This window comes from Desulfovibrio subterraneus, from assembly GCF_013340285.1.
In the GTDB taxonomy this organism is placed as follows: domain Bacteria; phylum Desulfobacterota; class Desulfovibrionia; order Desulfovibrionales; family Desulfovibrionaceae; genus Halodesulfovibrio; species Halodesulfovibrio subterraneus.
Map to the genome: position 1 here is coordinate 559862 of NZ_BLVO01000013.1, position 18679 is coordinate 578540.

The 18679-nt window shown below is 56.2% G+C and carries 16 protein-coding genes; 8 read left to right on the forward strand and 8 right to left on the reverse strand.

Features of this window, described 5'->3' with window-relative positions:
• Positions 1-289: 289 nt before the first annotated feature.
• The 6 genes from HUV30_RS09445 to HUV30_RS09470 form a co-directional block, all read right to left on the reverse strand.
• The gene (locus HUV30_RS09445; protein ID WP_174405188.1) at positions 290-1759 is read right to left on the reverse strand and encodes a dihydrolipoyl dehydrogenase family protein; all 1470 of its coding nucleotides are present in this window, start codon (positions 1757-1759) and stop codon (positions 290-292) included.
• Positions 1760-1774: 15 nt separating this feature from the next.
• On the reverse strand, positions 1775-2440 hold the full coding sequence (locus tag HUV30_RS09450; RefSeq protein WP_243452189.1) for a TVP38/TMEM64 family protein: 666 nt from the start codon (positions 2438-2440) through the stop codon (positions 1775-1777).
• A 136-nt stretch (positions 2441-2576) separates the two neighbouring features.
• Positions 2577-3524: a glucokinase gene (locus HUV30_RS09455; RefSeq protein WP_243452135.1), complete on the reverse strand. Its 948-nt coding sequence runs from the start codon at positions 3522-3524 to the stop codon at positions 2577-2579.
• A 36-nt stretch (positions 3525-3560) separates the two neighbouring features.
• Positions 3561-3992 carry a hypothetical protein gene (locus HUV30_RS09460; protein ID WP_174405191.1) on the reverse strand — a complete coding sequence of 144 codons (432 nt, stop codon included), beginning with the start codon at positions 3990-3992 and terminating at the stop codon, positions 3561-3563.
• An 84-nt stretch (positions 3993-4076) separates the two neighbouring features.
• The gene (gene msrA, locus HUV30_RS09465; RefSeq protein WP_174405192.1) at positions 4077-4700 is read right to left on the reverse strand and encodes a peptide-methionine (S)-S-oxide reductase MsrA; all 624 of its coding nucleotides are present in this window, start codon (positions 4698-4700) and stop codon (positions 4077-4079) included.
• A gap of 145 nt (positions 4701-4845) precedes the next feature.
• On the reverse strand, positions 4846-5790 hold the full coding sequence (locus HUV30_RS09470) for a phosphotransferase enzyme family protein (protein WP_174405193.1): 945 nt from the start codon (positions 5788-5790) through the stop codon (positions 4846-4848).
• A gap of 229 nt (positions 5791-6019) precedes the next feature.
• Between HUV30_RS09470 and HUV30_RS09475 the strand changes: the two genes are divergently transcribed.
• Positions 6020-7552, forward strand: a complete 1533-nt coding sequence (locus HUV30_RS09475; protein ID WP_174405194.1) for a DEAD/DEAH box helicase — start codon at positions 6020-6022, stop codon at positions 7550-7552.
• Between the two features lie 380 nt (positions 7553-7932).
• The gene (locus HUV30_RS09480; RefSeq protein WP_174405195.1) at positions 7933-8424 is read left to right on the forward strand and encodes a YajQ family cyclic di-GMP-binding protein; all 492 of its coding nucleotides are present in this window, start codon (positions 7933-7935) and stop codon (positions 8422-8424) included.
• Positions 8425-8500: 76 nt separating this feature from the next.
• Here HUV30_RS09480 and HUV30_RS09485 read toward each other — a convergent pair whose 3' ends face one another.
• Positions 8501-8884 carry a hypothetical protein gene (locus HUV30_RS09485; RefSeq protein ID WP_174405196.1) on the reverse strand — a complete coding sequence of 128 codons (384 nt, stop codon included), beginning with the start codon at positions 8882-8884 and terminating at the stop codon, positions 8501-8503.
• A gap of 63 nt (positions 8885-8947) precedes the next feature.
• Positions 8948-10702, reverse strand: coding sequence for a methyl-accepting chemotaxis protein (locus tag HUV30_RS09490; RefSeq protein ID WP_174405197.1), 1755 nt, complete (start codon positions 10700-10702; stop codon positions 8948-8950).
• 405 nt (positions 10703-11107) lie between these two features.
• On the opposite strand from HUV30_RS09490, the gene HUV30_RS09495 reads away from it, so the two are divergent.
• The 6 genes from HUV30_RS09495 to groES all read left to right on the forward strand — a co-directional run bounded on the left by HUV30_RS09495 (position 11108) and on the right by groES (position 18672).
• Positions 11108-13060: an ATP-binding cassette domain-containing protein gene (locus HUV30_RS09495; protein WP_174405198.1), complete on the forward strand. Its 1953-nt coding sequence runs from the start codon at positions 11108-11110 to the stop codon at positions 13058-13060.
• A gap of 92 nt (positions 13061-13152) precedes the next feature.
• Positions 13153-13908, forward strand: a complete 756-nt coding sequence (locus HUV30_RS09500; RefSeq protein WP_174405199.1) for a hypothetical protein — start codon at positions 13153-13155, stop codon at positions 13906-13908.
• A gap of 75 nt (positions 13909-13983) precedes the next feature.
• The gene (locus HUV30_RS09505; protein WP_243452136.1) at positions 13984-14745 is read left to right on the forward strand and encodes a substrate-binding periplasmic protein; all 762 of its coding nucleotides are present in this window, start codon (positions 13984-13986) and stop codon (positions 14743-14745) included.
• 94 nt (positions 14746-14839) lie between these two features.
• Entirely contained in the window at positions 14840-15583 is a 744-nt protein-coding gene (locus HUV30_RS09510) for a substrate-binding periplasmic protein (RefSeq protein ID WP_174405200.1), read from the forward strand.
• A gap of 14 nt (positions 15584-15597) precedes the next feature.
• Complete coding sequence (locus HUV30_RS09515; RefSeq protein WP_174405201.1) at positions 15598-18072, forward strand: ATP-binding protein; 2475 nt, start codon at positions 15598-15600, stop codon at positions 18070-18072.
• 315 nt (positions 18073-18387) lie between these two features.
• Positions 18388-18672, forward strand: coding sequence for a co-chaperone GroES (gene groES / locus HUV30_RS09520; protein WP_174405202.1), 285 nt, complete (start codon positions 18388-18390; stop codon positions 18670-18672).
• Positions 18673-18679: the final 7 nt, after the last annotated feature.

An 18679-nucleotide genomic window follows, 5' to 3' on the forward strand; every position in this document is an offset into this window, starting at 1 on the left:
GCCCGGCGGAGCCAAAAATACCAAAAATGACGTCGTCAGAAGTTTGAATCCGGACATGATACAAGTCCGGTTCAGGTTACTGACAAACCCTCGTTTTCAGTAAAACGATATTTCCGTTAAGCCGGAACTGAGATCCAGAAACGGATTTTCATCGCTTATACGAGGTGCAGGAACGTTAGGTTCCTGCCCGGCGGAGCCAAAAATACCAAAAATGCTGTCGTTAGAAATTTGAAGCCGGACATGATGCATGTCCGGCTTTTTTGTCGGGTGTATTTGCGGCACAGGGGGCTCATTCTTTATCGTCTTCGCACTTTCCCTGATAGCCGAACAGGAAGCACAGGCCGGAGCGGACTTTGCCCGAGAAGAGCTTTTCACCAATGAGCGACCCTGCAACGCGTTTGTTGATCTCGCCGAGAGTCGGGTAGGGGTGGATGGCACCGGCAAGGGTGGAGAGTTTTACTCCGCCGCCGAGAATCGCCACCCATTCGTTGATAAGCTCTCCGGCGTGCGGGCCAGCTATCTGCACGCCGAGCACTTTCTCACGCTTGTCGAGCAGCATTTTCAGGCAGCCTTCGGTCGCGCCCTGTGCAATGGCTCGGTCGTTGGAGGCAAACGGCTCGGTCCGCAGCGTGTACTCCAGGCCTTGTTCCTGTGCGGTCTTCTCATTGAGGCCGATGGAGGCAAGCTCCGGCTCCGTGTAGGTTACCCACGGCATCCAGGTATAATCGGCCTTGCGGGGCAGCTTGAAAACTGCGTTGCTGACCACTATGCCGCCCTCATAGCCGGCTGCATGGGTGAAGAGATACTGGCCGGTTACATCGCCGCAGGCATAGATATGCTTGTGCGATGTGCGCATGCGCGCATCCACGGTTATGCCCTTGGGTGTATATTCCACGCCCGCCTGTTCCAGCCGCAGGTTTTTGATGTTGGGCGTGCGGCCCAGCGCGACCAGCAGGTGAGTGCCGCTTATGGCAATCGGCTTGCCACCGTTCTGTTCCGTCTCCACTTCAATACGTCCGTTTTTCCGGCGTACGGAACGAACAGCCGTGTTCAGCAGGACGCGCACGCCTTCTTTTTCCAGCGCATCCTGAACGATATCCGCCATGTCCTTATCCTCGCGGGAAAGGACCTGACCTGAGCGTTGTATGACGGTTACTTCGGAACCAAGGCGGCGGAAGGATTGGGCCATCTCCAGCGCTATGGGGCCTGCACCGAGAATGACAAGGGATTCCGGCAGGCTTTCGAGAGAAAAAATGGAGGTGTTGGTCAGGTAGTCCACTTCATCAAGGCCGGGAATATTCGGAATGGATGCTGACGAGCCGGTGGCAATGACAATCTGCTTGCCGGTGACCATGCGCGTTTTGTCGGCACCGGCTATGCTGACCGTATGTTCGTCCACGAAGCCGGCCTGCCCGAACAGTACCTTTGCCCCGAGAGACGTGAACCGTTCAGGGGAATCATGCGGCTGGATGGTCTGTATGACGGAACGGATACGATCTGCCACCAGAGAGAAATCCACCGGGGGCAGTTCCGGCTGCGGCAGCCCCCAACGGGCGGCATTGGCCATGCGATGACGGTTGCGGGCGGTGGTTATAAGCGTTTTGCTGGGCACGCAGCCGTAGTGCAGGCAGTCGCCTCCAAGCTGCGGCTCCTGTTCCACCAGCAGCACCCGCACACCGAGCTGGGCGGCTCCGGCCGTGGTGGTGAGTCCGGCGGCACCGCCGCCAAGCACGATCATGTCATAGTCGAAGGTGGTCATGCGTCCTCCGTGTGGTTACCGGTTACGCTTGCGCATGAAAGCCAGTGTTTTTTTCGCGGCAAGGGGAAAAAAACCGAGCAGGACGAACGACGCCAGCAGCGAAGGCGACAGAATGGCAGAGAGACTGTCGATTTTGCCCAACTCCTTTCCTGCGTTCACGTAGACGGCCGTGCCGGGCAGCATGCCGAGCTGCGAAACCCAGTAGAAGGTGCGTATGGGCAGCGAAGTGAGGCCCATGCCGAGATTGATGAGAAAGAAAGGGATAACCGGCACAAGCCGCAGGGTGAAGAGATAGAAAGGTCCTTCATGGGCTATGCCTTCGTCCATGCGTTGCAGGCGGTTGCCGAAACGGCTGCGCACCCAGTCCCTGAGCAGGTAGCGGGAGACGATGCAGGCAAGTGACGCACCGATGGAAGAGGCGAAGGAGACGACAATCAACGCTGTCCAGAATCCGAAAACCGCAGCACCGGCGAGGGTGAGAATGGTTGCCCCCGGCAGCGACAGGGCCGTGCTCAGAATGTACACGGCAGCGTAGCCTGCGAGCAGGGCGAGCGTATGCTCATTGTAGAGCATGTGCAGGTCTTGCTGGCGGGCTTTTATGGTCTCCAGCGTGAGGTACTGGTTCAGGTCGAAAATGAAAAACAGGGCAATCAGGATTCCCATGGTTCCGAGCAGGAGCATTTTTTTCAATGTTCTGCTTCGGGGCGGGGAGCCGGTACCGTGCTCCGGGGTACTGTTGTGTGGTGGCGTCATGTTGTATCCTTTCAGGTGGAGATTCCGTTGATCATCTGGTGCGGGCGATGTGACAACGTGGCGCTCAGAGATTCATGGCAGCCAGTTGGGCGGCACCCCACAGGCCGAATTCTTCGTTGGTGTTCAGATGAACGGGAATCTTTCTCAGCAGGTGCCCGTGGGTGTCGCTGTCCATAAATGCCTGTGCAAAGGCGGGATGCCGGGCAATGGAGGGATTGCCGGAGACTAAACCACCAGTGAGCACAACCCCGCCGAGAGCGAGAGTCTTCAGCACATAGTCGTGGCAGGCGCGACCGAGAAAACGGGCGAACCACACAAGCTCCGGTGCATCCGGTGTAAGCTTGGCAGTTACCTCGCGCGAGGGGATGCGTTCTCCGGTGAAAAAGGTGTGCAGGTAGCGCATGCCTGAGCCTGTGACGACCATGTCGCCTATGATCTGCGACCGGCCTGTTTCCTTGTGCAGAAACTCGGCGTAGGCGTGTTCTTCCGTGCCGACAAAGGGAAAATGTGCATGCCCCCCTTCTGAGGGCAGGGCTGTGTAAACACCATCGGTCACCTTGACGAGCAGAGCGTGGCCAAAGCCTGTTCCTGCACCAAGAACCGCCACGGGTGCACCCTCGACCGGTGTGCCGGGAAGAATGGAAAGGGCGTCGCGCATGGCAGGGCTGAGGCAGGCATATGCCTGCGCCAGAAAGTCGTTGACCAGCAGGGCCTTGGAGCAGCCGCAGGAGTCCGGCAGGGCGGCAAGGTCGATATCCCACCCTATGTTGGGAAGCGAGGCGCGTTTTCCGTCTTCTACCGGTCCCGCTACGGCAAGCACAATTGCGTCGGCAGTCTGCGGGGAACAGGGAAGCGGCGAAGCGGCAAGCTGTTCCAGCAGCTGGGCAAAACTGGTGGCTCCGGTGGTGGAAAGCCACACGCTGGCCTGCCTGACAAGCTCGCCGTTTGAGAAGGAGAAGGCTGCAAAGCGGCTGTTGGTGCCGCCTATGTCGGCAACGAGAATGCGTTTCACATGAGGCTCCTGCATGTTGTCCATGCCGTGGTCCGGCTAATCTGCCTTTGTCAGTATAACGTCCCACGCAGAAAGCAGCTGCCCGTTCATGAACAGGGCCCCGCGGTTTTCATACGTGTTTTCATCCAGCTGGCGCAAGGTTTCGATATTGGCTCCCTGCGGGGTGTATGCGCTGGAAAGTATGGTGTTATCCACAATGGCGAAGTTGCCGGATATGCGCCCCATGGGCAGGGTTTCCGCCGTCCATGTGGTGGCGCAGTCGCCCGGTTCTATGGGCGTGATTTCATAGAGGCATTCAATGTCCGTGAGCGGGGTTGTGTGAATGAGCATGGCGGAGCGGTTGTACCAGATGCGGCGTTCATGCGTGATGATGCTGGACCCGGTAACGGGATAGCTGTTTCCGTTATTGTCCCTGAATGCGCCTTTGGCGTGCCAGGTGCCGGGGAAGAGCAGATAGGTGTGTTTCATGGGTATTCCGGAGGATATGTGTGTCGGGGAGCGGGGCAGGCGTTACTGCCCCGTGTTGTTGTGTCGTGTACTGCATCCGCAGGGCTATTCTGTTCCCCACAGCTGCTTCAGGCGCTTGTCGCGACCGCAGTTGTGGCGATAGAATTTGTACCGGATGGGATTCTTTTTGTAATAATCCTGATGGTATTCTTCTGCAGGCCAGAATGTTGAGGCCTGGATTATTCTGGTTTCCACAGTGCCGTTCAGGCGGTCGGAACTGATAAGTGCAGCCTTTGAGGCTTCGGCCGCAAGGCGCTGTTCATCTGTATGGTAGAATATGGCCGCGCGGTACTGCTCTCCCTTGTCGCAGAATTGTCCGTAGGGGTCCAGCGGATCGATATTTTTCCAGAATACGTCCAGCAGGGTCTCGTAGCTTACCTTGGCGGGGTCATAGGTGATCTGAAGAGCTTCCAGATGACCTGTGGTACCTGCAGAGACTTCCTTGTAGGCGGGGTTGTCCTTGTGGCCGCCCGTATACCCTGAGGTGGTGGAAATGACGCCTTCCAGTGCATCGAAGGGCGGTTCCATGCACCAGAAGCATCCACCGGCAAAGGTGGCCACGGCCATGTTGCCGGAAGCGTCTTCAGCCCGTACCGGGGCCGGTCTGCCTACGAGGAGAAGTGTGGTGGCAAACAGTGTTGCGCCGAGTACTGTAAGAGATATGTTCATGGAGAACCTCCCGCTTGTGCGTGCATTCATTCATTGCAGGCGCAATATTGCGCTTCTGTTGAATATAACTCTTAATGCGGAAAAAGGGGAGGGGCGGCAGCTATTTTCTGCCGTGGTGGTTCCGGTGGTGCGTGTGGGGAGCGCCTCAGGGCTGACACGCCTCGCGCCAGCGGCTTTCAATGGCTTTGCCGTGGCGGAGCAGGATGTGCATGTAATCCAGCTCCATATCGATCATTTCCCTGTCCTTGCGCCGTAGCCACTCGGAAAGCCAGGCAAACCGCAAGGCGCAAGTGAAGGGCAGCAGCCATGGCAAGGTTTCGTCCGTGAGCACTGCGCCCGCATGCAGTTCGGCAATAAGGGCGGGAACAAGGCCGCGCACCAGCCAGTCGGGGTGTTCAAACCCGACACAGCCGATGCAGTTTGCGGCATCATACAGCACGGGCTTGCGTCCGGCGAATTCCCAGTCAATGACGCCGCGAATGCTGTTTTCTCCCCAGATGATGTTGAGGGGGTGGCAGTCTCCGTGTGCAATGGCCGCAGGCAGATGGGGCAGCATGGTGAACAGCGGTGTGAAGTGGGGCAGAATCTCAGCAATGCGGGCATGAATGCCGGGTTCTCTCTGCCGGATGATATCCGCGAGTGCGGCCACGTAGGAGGGCAGGGCCGGAGTGTTGGCCTCCGGTATTTCCGGCAGGGTATTGCCCGCTTTCTGCAGACCGGTGATGAATTGGCCGATGAGACGTCCGCGCCACGCGTCATCAATATAGTCGGGGCGGGGCAGTTCCACGCCGGTGATAAAGGGGGTGCACTGCCATACACCTTCAGGTGTGTGCAGAATATGCCCGCCTTCTCCGGTGCTTGCAGGGGCGTGGATGAACGGCGCGTTGCATGCCGCAAGGCTGTCCAGCAGCGCTGCCACGGTTGCACGGCTTGCGGCCTGATTTTCTCCGAGCTTTTCCACGAGCCAAAGGCTGCCGTCTGTTGTTTCCGCAACCGAGCGGGTGATGCAGCGTTCGGGGCTGCCGGGAATGGCAAGGTCGTGGCGGATGTGAGAGACGGTCAGGCCGAAGCGGGAGAGTATGTCGTGCATGGTTGTTCCTGTGGGAGTTCTGTGCAGCATTGGGCAGATTAATTGGCAAACGGTTTGGCAGCCGGTGTTTCGGGATGCGTAACGGTTGAGGACTTTTTCATAGCCGGGGCAGGATGTCCAGACTGCAGGTTTGCCTCCTCTGCCACAATGACGGAACAACCTTCGGACATATTTCGGAGATTGCGAAAAAAGCCCGCAACGCTTAGAATAAACGCTTCCGTGGAGCCGGATGTTGCGCGACAATGTCCGCCATGCTTCGTGGAGTGTTGCGGCAGCGTTTTCCGATCCGGATGGCACGAATACCGTTCATGGGGTTGCACAGGTGAGTTTCACCCGTTTGGCATTGCATCAGTCGCTGCTTGAAGCAGTGGAAGAACAGGGGTTCATAGCCCCCACGCCCATTCAGGAACGTGCCATTCCTCCGGCAATGGAAGGACGCGACGTGCTCGGGCTGGCCCAGACCGGAACCGGCAAGACGGCGGCCTTTGTGCTGCCGCTTCTGCACAGGCTGGTGGAAGGCCCGCGCAATGTTATTCGCGCGCTCATCGTTGCCCCCACCCGCGAGCTTGCAGGCCAGATTCATGAAGATATCCGGGTGCTCGGCCGCAGGGCACGCCTGCGTAGCGTGGCCGTGTATGGCGGGGTAGGATTCCACGGTCAGGTCATGCAGATGCGCGGCGGCGTGGAGATTCTTGTGGCCTGTCCCGGGCGCCTGCTCGATCACGTGCGGCAGGGGTCTGTGGACCTTTCCGCCGTTGAAGTGCTGGTGCTGGACGAGGCGGACATGATGTTCGACATGGGGTTTCTGGAAGACGTGCACGAGATTCTCCGCCTTACTTCCGGCAGAAACCAGACTCTGATGTTTTCCGCCACCATGCCGGGGCCGGTTCGTGCCTTGGCAGACAAATGCATGCGCGATCCCGTTCTGGTGGAGGTGGATATATCTACCCCCGCCGAGACTGTGACCCACTCTCTCTATCCTGTCGCACAGCATCTCAAGACGCCGCTGCTCAAGACCATGCTGCGGACGCTGGGATATGATTCCATGCTGGTGTTCACAAGAACCCGCCACGGGGCAAGACGGTTGTGGCAGCAGCTGGGCAAGGGCGGCTTCAACGTCACCTGCCTGCAGGGCAATCTATCGCAGCGCAGGCGGCAGGCCGCGCTGGATGGTTTCAAACGCGGCAAGTTCGCCATCATGGTGGCAACAGATATAGCTGCGCGCGGGCTGGACATCTCTTCCATTTCCCACGTCATAAATTACGATTTTCCCCCTTCGGTGGATACGTATATCCATCGCATCGGGCGCACGGGCAGGGCAAGCCGCACAGGCATGGCGCTGACTTTCGTGACCCCTGAAGATGAAGCCATGGTACGCACACTGGAGCGTGCCATGGAAGAGTCGCTGGACCGTTGCTACCTGCCCCGTTTCGACTACAGCGAGCAGCAGCGCAGCGCAGAGGCGCGACCGGCCAAGATAAGGCGTGTTCCGCGTCCGAGACGTATGGCACGAGCTTTTATGCCCACACAGGTGGAAACCGAACCGGCGGAACCGCTCAAAAATCAGCGGCCGCCCCGCCAGCCTGCTCCCAATCCGGCACAGGTGCGTGTCATATCAAGGCCGCAGGCAAAACCTGCTCCGGCTCCCGAAAAGGCGGAGATGCGTCCTGCCTCGCGTGCGGTTCCCAAGCAGGCTCCGGCACCGCGTGGTCCGCGCCATGCGGCACAGGATGGTCGCGATGCCCCGGAGCAGGAAGAGTAGCCCCGCAGTGCCGGACATTGATGTTGGGCACGATAGACTAGCATGATAGTCAGGCATTTTCGTCATGCATTTTCAGCATGCATCGTTTCGGGATATTTTCGCCATGTTTCACAATGACATGCGGCGCTTTTTCCCGCCCTCAGAGACAGTTGCGGGCGGGAGTATCTCGTGTCCTGACAGCATGCCGGTATGAGCAGGGTGTCACATCGGGCCTAAAGTAGCCTGAAGTAGCCCGGAGATGTTCACTGTGTCACCCTGAGCCAGAATACGGGCGGCACAGGGTGCTTCACCCGACTTGATGGCATGCGGGGCGTCTGTTACAACGCCCCTCTATACCGAATATAACCGACATCTACCGACATCTAATGGAGGAACCCCATATGCCGTCCTTTGACGTCGTGAACAAAGTGGATTTGCAGGAACTCGACAACGCCGTGAACAACGTGAAGAAAGAGGTGGAAACCCGCTACGACTTCCGTGGTACCAGCACGGAAATTACGTTGGATAAGGGCAACAAGCGTGTCAGCATTCTTGCTGCCGACGAAATGAAGATGCGGGCCGTGGCAGAAATGCTGCAGGCGCACTGCATCAAGCGTAAACTCGATCCCAAGGTGCTGGAGTTCAAGGAGTTCGAGCCCACCTCAAAGGGTGCCATCAAGCGTGATGTCTGCATCCGCGAGGGCATAAGCAAGGAACAGGCACAGAAGATTGTCAAGGATATCAAGGCCAGCAAGATCAAGGTGCAGGCCTCCATTCAAGACGATCAGGTGCGCGTGACCGGCAAGAAGATCGACGATCTGCAGGAAGTCATTGCTCTGCTCAAGGGTGGAGAATACGACGTGCCTTTCCAGTTTGTGAACATGAAGTCCTGATCCTGAGTTACGGAAAAAGGCAAAGCCGGAAAGGGAATTCCCTTTCCGGCTTTTTCATTTGTTTCCGGGCTGTTTGCTATTCGCCTGCGGCCATGACCTTGACGGTGTCGATAAAGGCCTCAAGATCGTTCTTGCCGCCCGGTGCATGGTCTTCAGGATACAGCAGGGCAGACATGTAGAAAACGGAACCTATGCGCTTTGCGACAGAAGCACTGTGCGAGAAACGGGAAAGTGTGTCGCTTACGGTTCCACGTGCATTTTCCGGCAGCATCGCCACAAGGGGGGCCGCCTCCTCAGCCAGGTTGGTGAGCAGGTTGGCCTTTTCAAGCATGATCTGGCGGTATCTGTTCTGGTCCTGATCGTCGTGCAGCACCTTTTCGGCTTTCGATTCAAGAGTCCGTACGGCCTTTGCGCGGCCTTCCAGCCAATCCGATAATGTAGTGAACGCCTTGATACCCATGGCGCGGCTCCTTGGTTTGCTCGTACAATAGCGGTTCTGGTTCCGGGGTGCAACAGATTGCGGTTATTTGCGCAGCGGCTTCAGTTTCTTCCCCGCCGTACCCTGACATTCGAAAGCGCTGTGTATGCTTTCCCTGTCATAGTGCGTGCTCTTGAAATAGTCACACTTGGCGCAGTTGGCGATCTTTTTGGCAAAGGTTTCCTGTATCACGCCACCGCAATAAGTGCCCGTGACAGCGGCGCAACTGTAGCCGTGGTTCGGCCATGCGGGGCATACCCCCATTTCCTTTTCGCGCTTGCCGCCCTTTTCACGGCCGCAGTCCTTGTAAACCCAGCAAGGAACCTCTTTGCCCGCGGCGTCTTTTTCACATTCGCCGGATTGCATGCGTTTGATATGCAGGCTCAGGTCGCTGGCTCTGCCTGAAAGGCTGAAAACATCCGTGGCGGCTTTGTTCATGGTTTCCATGGTTTCCGTGGCAATGCGTGTGATTTCATCCACGGCACCGTTGATCTGCTCGGAGGTGGCAGATTGTTCCTCGGCTGCGGTAGCAATGGACTGCACCTGTGAACTGGTTTCGTCCGCAAGGGATACAATGCTCTGCAGAGCCGCACCGGCCGCGTTGGCGCTTGCCGTAACCTGCTCCACAGCGGAAAGAGCCTGCTGCATTTCGCCGGAGGCCGCCTTGGAACTTTCCTGAATGGAAAGGATGACGCTGCGAACCTCGCTGGTGGCCTGCATGGTCTTTTCGGCCAGTTTGCGCACCTCGTCCGCCACTACGGCAAACCCGCGTCCGGCATCGCCTGCGCGGGCGGCTTCTATGGCTGCGTTCAGGGCCAGAAGGTTGGTCTGGTCGGCAATGTCGTTGATGACGTTGATTACCTGGCCTATGTCCACGGCCTTGGTACCGAGTTCTTCGATGCGGTCGCCCAGCACGGACACAACGCCGCCCACACCGGCGATTTCGCCTTCAAGGGATGCCATGCGCTTTGCACCGTCCGATGAATGGGAGCGGGTGCGCACAGCCAGTTCGGCCGCATCGCTTGCACTGCGGGCAACTTCCATGACGGTGGCGTTCATCTGCTCCATGGCGGTTGCCGTTTCCATTGTCCTGTGCTGCTGGCGGGTTGCCCCTGCGTTGGCGCTCTGTATGCGTTCTGCAAGGTCCTCGGAGGCGGAGTTTACCTGCTGGGCAGAGGCAATGAGCTGTTCGGCAAGTTCGGCCATGCGTACCTTGTCTTCAACCAGTGCTTTTTCCTGTGCACGTGACTCGGTCATGTCCACAAGAGACAGGCAAAGTCCCTTATTTGAGCTGCCATCTGAGGAGGAAAGTGGCGTGGCGGTGCAGACCAGTGTGCGCACTATCCCGTTTTGGAGAACCGTCATCTCGGCTGTTTCCCGCCTGCCGGACTTGAGAACACGTGTGGCAAGAGAGCCTGCCGCGCTGCTTTCTCCGAGCAGTCTGGACATGTTGCCGCAGAGATACTCTTCAGCTTTTCCTTTCTGGCCCAGTGCGGATATGGCGGATTCGTCCATGTGTGTTATGGAACCGTGTTCATTCGCGATAATCACGGACCGATCTTCAGAAAGGGCAGCGACAATTTCCGTGAGCCGCGTTTGCTGGTCGGCGAGCTCTTTGTTCCGGCTGAGGATGGTTTCGGCTATATTACGCAGGGGAACGGGCAGTGTATTTGCGTTGTGCAGGGTGTCATCATTCGCAATGGAGGCCAGATGCTTTATGCGTCTGGCAATAGTGAAGTGGAAGAGTAATGATGATAGTAATATCGTTGCTGAAAATACTGCTGCAAATGACAATGTCATACTTCCCAGGTGGGATATGTTGTTCCAGTAAAGACACGTCACGGCTACAAAGCCCGCAAGGAGTGCAGGGGATATAATGATCGATTTTGCAAAGTAGGAGTTATTTGCCATTGTTATCTCTGTTGCTTGGTCTTTTGATGGTGGTATTTTTCATTCTTGCAATATGACAACGGTCTATAGATACAGTTTGTATGGAAAAGCAACATAAATGTTGTCGTGCTATATACTGTTGAAGTGCCGTGCTTTGTGTGTAAACGCTTGCTCACAGTTGCCACGCAAAGAGCAATGCTGGAACCCTTGTCATTTGTCCGTTCTATTCTCGCCCATGCCCGCCCTTGCTGTTTCGGTGTCGGGCGGCTACAAGGGGGCACACCTCAGCGACGAATTATTCAAAGGATACAATATATGGCATTGATAAGCATTCAGAACGCCACTCTTTCTCTCGGCGGCCCTCTTTTGCTCGACGACGTGACCCTGCAGATTGAAGAAGGTCAGCGGGTTTGCATTCTCGGCAGAAACGGCGCGGGCAAATCAACCTTTCTGCGTGTGATGCATGGCGATGTGCCTCTGGATAAGGGAACCGTGGCCCGTCAGCAGGGGTTGCGTGTTTCCATGCTGCCGCAGGAGGTGCCGCAGGGGATCAGCGGGCAGGTGTATGCCGTTATTGCCGAAGGCATGGGAGCCACCGGCAGAGCGCTTGCGGAATACCATGAGGTGAGCGTGTTGCTGGAGTCGGGGGATACTTCCCCCGGGTTGGATACACGCCTGCAGAAGGCACAACAGGCACTCGATGCCGGAGATGGCTGGACAGCACACCAGACCGTACAGAGTGTGATCAACCATCTGAAGCTGAATGCCGAGGTGGAGTTTTCCCGTCTGTCCGGCGGGATGAAGCGCCGTGTCATGCTTGCCCGCGCATTGGCTGCGGAGCCGGATGTTCTGTTGCTGGACGAGCCCACCAACCATCTGGATGTTGATTCCATAGACTGGCTTGAAGAATTTCTTTTGCGTCGCATGCGCACGCTGGTGCTTATTACCCATGACCGCATGTTTCTGCGCAAGGTGGCAAACCGTATTGTGGAGCTTGACCGCGGACACCTTGCGGACTGGTCATGCGATTATGATACCTTTCTTGAACGGAAAGACGGGCAGCTCCATGCAGAACAGCAGGAATGGGCGCGGCTCGATCAGAAGCTTGCTGAAGAGGAAGTCTGGATTCGCAAGGGTATCAAGGCCCGCCGCACCCGCAATATGGGGCGTGTGCGCGAACTGTACGCGTTGCGTGAAGAACGGGCCAGACGGCGTGACAGGCTCGGCTCCGTTTCCATGCAGGTGCAGGAGGCAGAACGCTCAGGCAAGCTTGTGGTGGAAGCCCGTAATATTACCTACACCTATCCGGATGCCGAAACACCCGTGATACACGACGTGTCTCTGGTTATCAGCCGCGGGGACAAAGTGGGCTTTCTGGGACCCAACGGTGTGGGCAAGACCACCATGCTCAAGCTTTTGCTGGGGCGTCTTGAGCCGCAGTCGGGAACCGTGCGCCATGGCACCCGGCTTGAGATTGCCTATTTCGACCAGTTGCGCGGTGAGCTTGATGAGTCCAAATCCGTTCGGGATAACGTGGCAAACGGCAACGATACTGTCGAGATAAACGGAACCCGCAAGCATGTTGTTGGCTATCTCAAGGAATTTCTTTTCGACCCGCAGCGGATTCATATGCCCGTAAGCTGCCTTTCCGGCGGCGAGCGGAACCGTCTGCTGCTGGCGCGGCTGTTCACCAGACCGGCGAATGTGCTCGTCTTTGACGAACCCACAAACGATCTGGATATGGAAACGCTGGACCTGCTGGAAGAGCTGCTTGGCGCATATACCGGCACCGTGCTTGTGGTCAGCCATGACAGAGCCTTCCTCAACAATGTGGTTACGTCCACTCTGGCATTCGAGGGTGACGGGCGCGTCTGCGAATATGTGGGAGGCTACGATGACTGGCTGCGACAGCGACCGGCACCAGCTTCTGCGGTATCCCGCGCCGAGTCGGCAGCAAAGCCGTCCGTAAAGGCGGAAGACGATGGTGGAGCGGGTAAGCAGAAAAAGCTGACCTTCAATGAACAGCGGGAACTGAAAACCCTGAAGGAAGATCTGGAAGCACTTCCTGCCCGTCTGGCCGCACTGGAAGAAGAACAGCGCTCGCTGGAAGCGGCCATGGCTGATCCGGCGTTCTATACCCGTGACCCGCAGGGTTTTGCCGATTCGACCCGCCGCCTTGAAGAGCTGGAAAGTGAACAACTGGCACTGCTGGAACGGTGGGAACAGGCAGAACAGCGGCTGGAAGAACTGGAACAGTTCAGAGCCTAGAAGCAGAGAAGGGCCCGGGAGGGATTGTTGTTATATAGATAGTTCTATAATGATCGTGTCATGTCTCACTCACCTTAACCAAGGAGTGTTGTATGTGGCACGATCAGATCGGTTCTTCTCTTGTTGTCAGGAATGCTGAATCCTCTTTCCCACAAGGGGCGGGAAGCCGTTATGTTGCGAAGTTCCGCAACCTTCAGTTTCCGAAAGAAACCCTGTATGACAACGTTTGCTTCGTCCCCATCAGCCTGGGGCAGGAGTATCATGAAGGGAGCAAGCTGCACTCCATCATGCAGCTGGTAAACAAGACCTTCAAAGAGTGCGTTGTCATAGTCTCGGACATGCTGCACAGGCACACACTGCGTATTGTGGACCCTGATCTCACAATGGAGCGTGCCTTCGTCAAATCGGTCAATATAGGCAGGCAGTGGGTGGAGAACAATGCCGATGCCTGGGCCGACCTTTCCATTCCATACCGCATTGTCTACTGGAGCGACCTGCTCGGCATGGAAGCATATGCGGACCACAGGCAGCAGCTGGATGTCTTTTGCGACGAGGACGACGTGGCCTGCAATCTCGTTGATGACATGGTCGGCTACTTTGTGGAGGCCGCCTGCACTGAAGGAACCTGCAGTGATGAAAAATTGCGGGTTGCCGCTCTCAGCAGGGAATATCTTCTTGAAGAGCACGCCATACAGCTGCGCATGCTGCCGCAGATGTTCCCGCAGCATCACTTTGTCTATCCTCATACCAAACGGCTTGACCCGCTCATGGACTTTTATGAGCGCATGACAGGCAGCACATGCCGCTGGCTCAGAGTGCGCATAAGCCGTAAGGACCACGCGGAATAGGCTTTTTGATACGATTCGTCACATCTAATCCCATTGCCCATCTTTCATGAAATGGTGTAGGTTACTGCAACTGAAATGAAAGGTGGGCTTTATTCCATGCGTAGGTTGCTCCTGTTTTTGTTGTGTCTGCTGCTTTTTCCGTGTGCCAGCAACGCTGCAGATATCGATAAAGTAATAGTTGTCGGTCCTTCATGGGAGAAGTTTACAAATCTTGACGGCACCGGTTTGTATCATGAGATTTTGAATGAAGTGTTTGGCCTGTACGGCATTAACGTTATTCGGGAGTATGTTCCGTCAGAACGCGCTTATGATCTTGTCCGGGCGGGCAGGGCTGATATGATGACCTGCCATGATGTTGCCAGAAATCCTTTGCAGCTGGCGAAGTATCCTATGTTTGCAGGGCCCTATCATGTGTTCTTCAACAAGAAACGCATAGGGGAATGGAAGGGCGAGGAAACGCTCAGAGACCGGACTCTGGTATGGAGAATTGGGTACTATTCTCCGGCGAATTTTCCCGTTCACGTAGAGTACAAGGAAGTGAAGACAGGCGGCTCGGCACTGGGAATGGTGCTTCTCGGACGGGTCGACTTTTACGTTGATGACCTTTCTTTTATAGAAACATCCATTAAGGAAAACAAGATTCCGTTCGATATGGCCGACTATGACATACGGGTTGCCGGATACCGGACATATCATCCGGTACTGCTGCAGTCACAGCGGGGCAATCAGGTAATGGCCTTATATGATGAAGGAATGGAGCGGCTTATTCGAAACGGGCGGCTTCGGGAGATATTTGCCAAGTGGGGATTCGAATATCCGCCGTACAAGCTGGACTGATTTGTCTGCCGATATCTCGCTATATGGCGTGGCACACACGACCAACATGGTCTTTCGATTGCGTTGACCGTGCTGTAAACTGTTTGGGGGCTTCATGAAGCGTTACTTCTTTCTCATGGTCATGCTGCTGCTCATACCGTCGGGCGTTTGTGCCCAAGACTTGGGCGAAGTCATCGTTGTCGGGCCATCGTGGAACAAGTTTACCAATCATGATGGTACAGGTCTCTATCATGAGATTTTGGGCAGAATTTTTACGGAGCGCGGGGTTGCGATGCGACGGATTTATGTTTCTTCGCAGCGCGGCAATGATCTGGTCGCGTCGGGCAAGGCTGATATGATGACGTGCAGCGACAGCGCTTCTGCCCCGTTGTTTCTTGCGCGCTATCCCATGTATGAGGGAGAGTTTCACTGCTTCTATAACATCTTGCGGCAGCCGGAGTGGCATGGTCCGCAAACTATGTCCGGCAAGTCTGTGGTGTTCAGGCTGACATATTATTCCGCCAAAAACTTTCCTGAAGGCACCGTGCTCAAAGAGGTGCGCACCGCTGAAGCCGCCCTGGGGATGGTACTGCTGGGGCATGCGGATTATTACATCGACGATCTGGAGTTCATCAAAGACTCCATGAAGCAGGGCACCATTCCGTTCAATGCCGGTGATTATGCGATACAGGTCGCAGGCAGGCGGCAGTACTTTCCCGTGTTCCGCGAGTCCGAAAGAGGCAGGCAGCTGGAGGCGATGTATGCGCAGGGCATGGAAAAACTGCATGCATCCGGCGAGTTGCAGGCTATTTTTAAAAAATGGGGTTTTCCCTACCCGCACTACACATTCCCTGAATAACCGCGGAGTGGAATATGCCTGAAGCGAAACGCGGTCCTTTTTTTGTCCCCATCCGGAATTCGGTTGCGACCCTGCTGCTCAGCAAGGTGTTTCTGCTGTACGTTCTGGTGACATGCGTTCTCACTTCCGGGCAATTGGTTAACGAATATATCTCCACGCGCGACAAGGTGCACCGGTCCATCGCCTCACTTGAAACGGTGGTTTCCGAGGGGCTTGCCACGGCCATATACAATGTGGATGAGTTGCAGATACGCACCATTGTAAATGGCATGCTTGAAACGCCGGAAGTGATAGGAGTGCGGGTAGAAACGGAATTTCAGGGCGCGTTCGAGGCAAATTCTCTTGAACGGCCATTGCCTTTTGCCGCACCGGCTTTCGGGGAACATGGCGTTCTGCTGAACGTGGAAGGCTGGGGAGAGCGCGAAGGTCTTTTCTGGAACACTTTTCCCGTCATGTATCACGAAACGGGAGGGGAGCCTTATATTATCGGGGCTCTGACCGTCTTTTCCAGTGAAAACGTCGTGCTTTCCGAGGTGTGGGAAGCGCTTGTCATCATACTGGTCAACGCCGTGATCAAGGCCGTTGCCCTGTGGGTCATTTTTCTCTGGTTTGCCCGCAAGATATTGTCCCGTCCCCTTGAAAAGCTCACTACAGCCACGGCAATGGTCAGTCTCGACAACCTGGAGACGGTGCAGGTGCCTGTGGAAACGGAAAACCGTAATGAATTGACCGTGCTCGCGGAAACGTTCAACAGCATGCTTGCAAACCTGCTCGGTATGCGCCGCGAGTCGGAACGGCTGGCCATAAGTCTGCAGGAAGCCAGCAGGCAGGTTGAGGAATATAGCTGGTCACTTGAGGACAAGGTAGAGGAACGCACACGTCAGCTTGACGAAAAGAACGCGGAATTGCGTGAGGCCATCGACAGTCTGCAGCAGGCCAAGGAGCAGGCTGAGGCGGCCACCCGTTCGAAGAGCCAATTCCTTGCTACCATGAGCCATGAAATCCGGACGCCCATGAATGTGATTCTTGGCATGGCGGAGCTGTTGTCCGAGGCCGACCTTGCACGCGAGCAGCGCGAGAATGTGAAGGTGCTGCGTGCTGCCGGTGAAGGTTTGCTGGAGATCATCAACGATATTCTGGATATATCCAAGGTCGAATCCGGCCAGTTCTCGCTGGAGCATATTGAATTTGATCTTCAGAGTCTGGTGGACAAAACCATCAGAACGCTGGCTGTGCGGGGGCATGAAAAGGGGCTGGAGATTGCGTGGCGTATTGCGCCGCAGGTTCCGCACAGGCTGATGGGAGATCCAACCAGGTTGCGGCAGGTGCTCATGAATCTGGTGGGCAATGCGGTTAAGTTCACCGAACGGGGTGAGGTTATCCTTGAGGTGGATGTGCATCCCGACAGCGCGGATGCAGGCTATCTGCTCTTTACCGTCCGTGATACGGGGATAGGGGTGCCGGTTGAGCAGCAGGGGCGCATTTTCGATATTTTTTCGCAGGGCGACTCATCCACAACGCGCAAGTTTGGCGGCACCGGCCTCGGCCTCGCCATCTCACGGCATCTGGTCACGCTCATGTCAGGGGAAATTGCCGTGCAGAGCGACGGGCATTCCGGTTCCGTGTTTGCCTTTTCGGCCCGGTTCGACATTGTCAGAGCCCAGCTCATGCAGCGCCAGACTCTGAGCGCAGTGGCAGGAAAGCGTGTGCTTGTTGTTGAGCCGCATGTCTTTACCCGCAGTCTGTTGCGTGAATACCTTGAGGATTTCGGTGCTGCCGTAGAGGTGTTGGGCAACAGGCAGGGCGTATCCGCATGCCTGCGTGAACTTGCCGCATCGGGGCGGCCGGCCGAGCTGGTGGTCACAACCTTGCCGGACGGCAGCGAAGGCGGAGAGGGATTCTCCGTGGCTTCCTATGTCGCTTCGCTTGTAGACGAGGGGGTGAGGCGGTGTGTGTTCCTGAGCACCATGGGAAACAGTGTGGGTAATGTGCCGCCGGGGCTTGCCTTTGCCACTCTGGTAAAGCCTGTGGCTCCGGCTCCGCTTGCAGAAGCGCTGAACGAGGCGCTTATATCACGGCCGGTTCCTCTGGCTGTGAAGGGACCCGACATCCGGCCTGAACGCCCCCTGCGCATTCTGCTGGTAGATGATTCACCGAATAACCGCATGGTGGTAGAACTGTTCCTTCGTCGTTCGCCCCACGAGCTTGTTATGGCCGAAAACGGAGTAGAGGGAGTGGAACGCTTTGCCGAGGGGCATTTTGATGTGGTGCTCATGGATATTGAAATGCCGGTCATGGACGGGATAGCGGCAACGTTGCGCATACGTGAGATGGAAAAGGAGCAGGGAACGGGGAAGGTTCCCATAATCGCGCTGACGGCCCACGCGCTTGATGAAGAGAAGACAAGGGCTTTTGCAGCGGGGTGTACAGGATTTTTGACTAAGCCGGTAAATAAGAACGTTTTACTGGCCGAACTTTCCCGAGTGTAACTTGCTGTTTTTTCATGAATTTAAAATTAAAATGAAAAAAAATGCACTTGCCCCCTTTTCAAGGCGAAAAAGTGTTTTATTATCCCGTCAACGTTTGGGATGTTGATCCCGGCGTTGAACCCGCCCGCTGATTCAGCGGGAATTTACTGTAAAAAACTGCGGTTGCCACCGCGCCGTGCGCGGACCTGTCCTATCGTCATGCAACATGTTGCAAGGCGGGGCAGGAAGGGGTACACAGCCGCTTGGTATTGGCACTCGAAGAGTCAGAGTGCTAACAAAAAAAGTTGAATATGAAAAATGTTGGAGGTTTATAACATGAATCTGAAGCCTTTGAGCGATCGCGTTCTGGTTAAGCGTCTTGAAGCCGAAGAAAAGACCGCCGGTGGTCTCTACATTCCCGATACCGCCAAGGAAAAGCCCTCTCGCGGCGAAATCGTTGCGGTTGGCCCCGGCAAGGTTGAAAACGGCAACAACATTGCCATGACCGTTGCAGTCGGCAACGTTGTTCTCTTCAACAAGTACGCCGGCACCGAGATCAAGATCGACGGCAACGATTTCCTTGTAATGCGCGAAGACGACATTCTCGCCATCATCGCCTAACTTCCCT

Coding starts and splice junctions, on each gene's coding strand:
- HUV30_RS09445 (WP_174405188.1), bottom strand. CDS start 1,759: ATGACCACCTTCGACTATGACATGATCGTGCTTGGCGGCGGTGCCGCC.
- HUV30_RS09450 (WP_243452189.1), bottom strand. CDS start 2,440: ATGCTCCTGCTCGGAACCATGGGAATCCTGATTGCCCTGTTTTTCATT.
- HUV30_RS09460 (WP_174405191.1), bottom strand. CDS start 3,992: ATGAAACACACCTATCTGCTCTTCCCCGGCACCTGGCACGCCAAAGGC.
- msrA (WP_174405192.1), bottom strand. CDS start 4,700: ATGAACATATCTCTTACAGTACTCGGCGCAACACTGTTTGCCACCACA.
- HUV30_RS09470 (WP_174405193.1), bottom strand. CDS start 5,790: ATGCACGACATACTCTCCCGCTTCGGCCTGACCGTCTCTCACATCCGC.
- HUV30_RS09475 (WP_174405194.1), top strand. CDS start 6,020: ATGTTGCGCGACAATGTCCGCCATGCTTCGTGGAGTGTTGCGGCAGCG.
- HUV30_RS09480 (WP_174405195.1), top strand. CDS start 7,933: ATGCCGTCCTTTGACGTCGTGAACAAAGTGGATTTGCAGGAACTCGAC.
- HUV30_RS09485 (WP_174405196.1), bottom strand. CDS start 8,884: ATGGGTATCAAGGCGTTCACTACATTATCGGATTGGCTGGAAGGCCGC.
- HUV30_RS09490 (WP_174405197.1), bottom strand. CDS start 10,702: ATGACATTGTCATTTGCAGCAGTATTTTCAGCAACGATATTACTATCA.
- HUV30_RS09495 (WP_174405198.1), top strand. CDS start 11,108: ATGGCATTGATAAGCATTCAGAACGCCACTCTTTCTCTCGGCGGCCCT.
- HUV30_RS09500 (WP_174405199.1), top strand. CDS start 13,153: ATGTGGCACGATCAGATCGGTTCTTCTCTTGTTGTCAGGAATGCTGAA.
- HUV30_RS09505 (WP_243452136.1), top strand. CDS start 13,984: ATGAAAGGTGGGCTTTATTCCATGCGTAGGTTGCTCCTGTTTTTGTTG.
- HUV30_RS09510 (WP_174405200.1), top strand. CDS start 14,840: ATGAAGCGTTACTTCTTTCTCATGGTCATGCTGCTGCTCATACCGTCG.
- HUV30_RS09515 (WP_174405201.1), top strand. CDS start 15,598: ATGCCTGAAGCGAAACGCGGTCCTTTTTTTGTCCCCATCCGGAATTCG.
- groES (WP_174405202.1), top strand. CDS start 18,388: ATGAATCTGAAGCCTTTGAGCGATCGCGTTCTGGTTAAGCGTCTTGAA.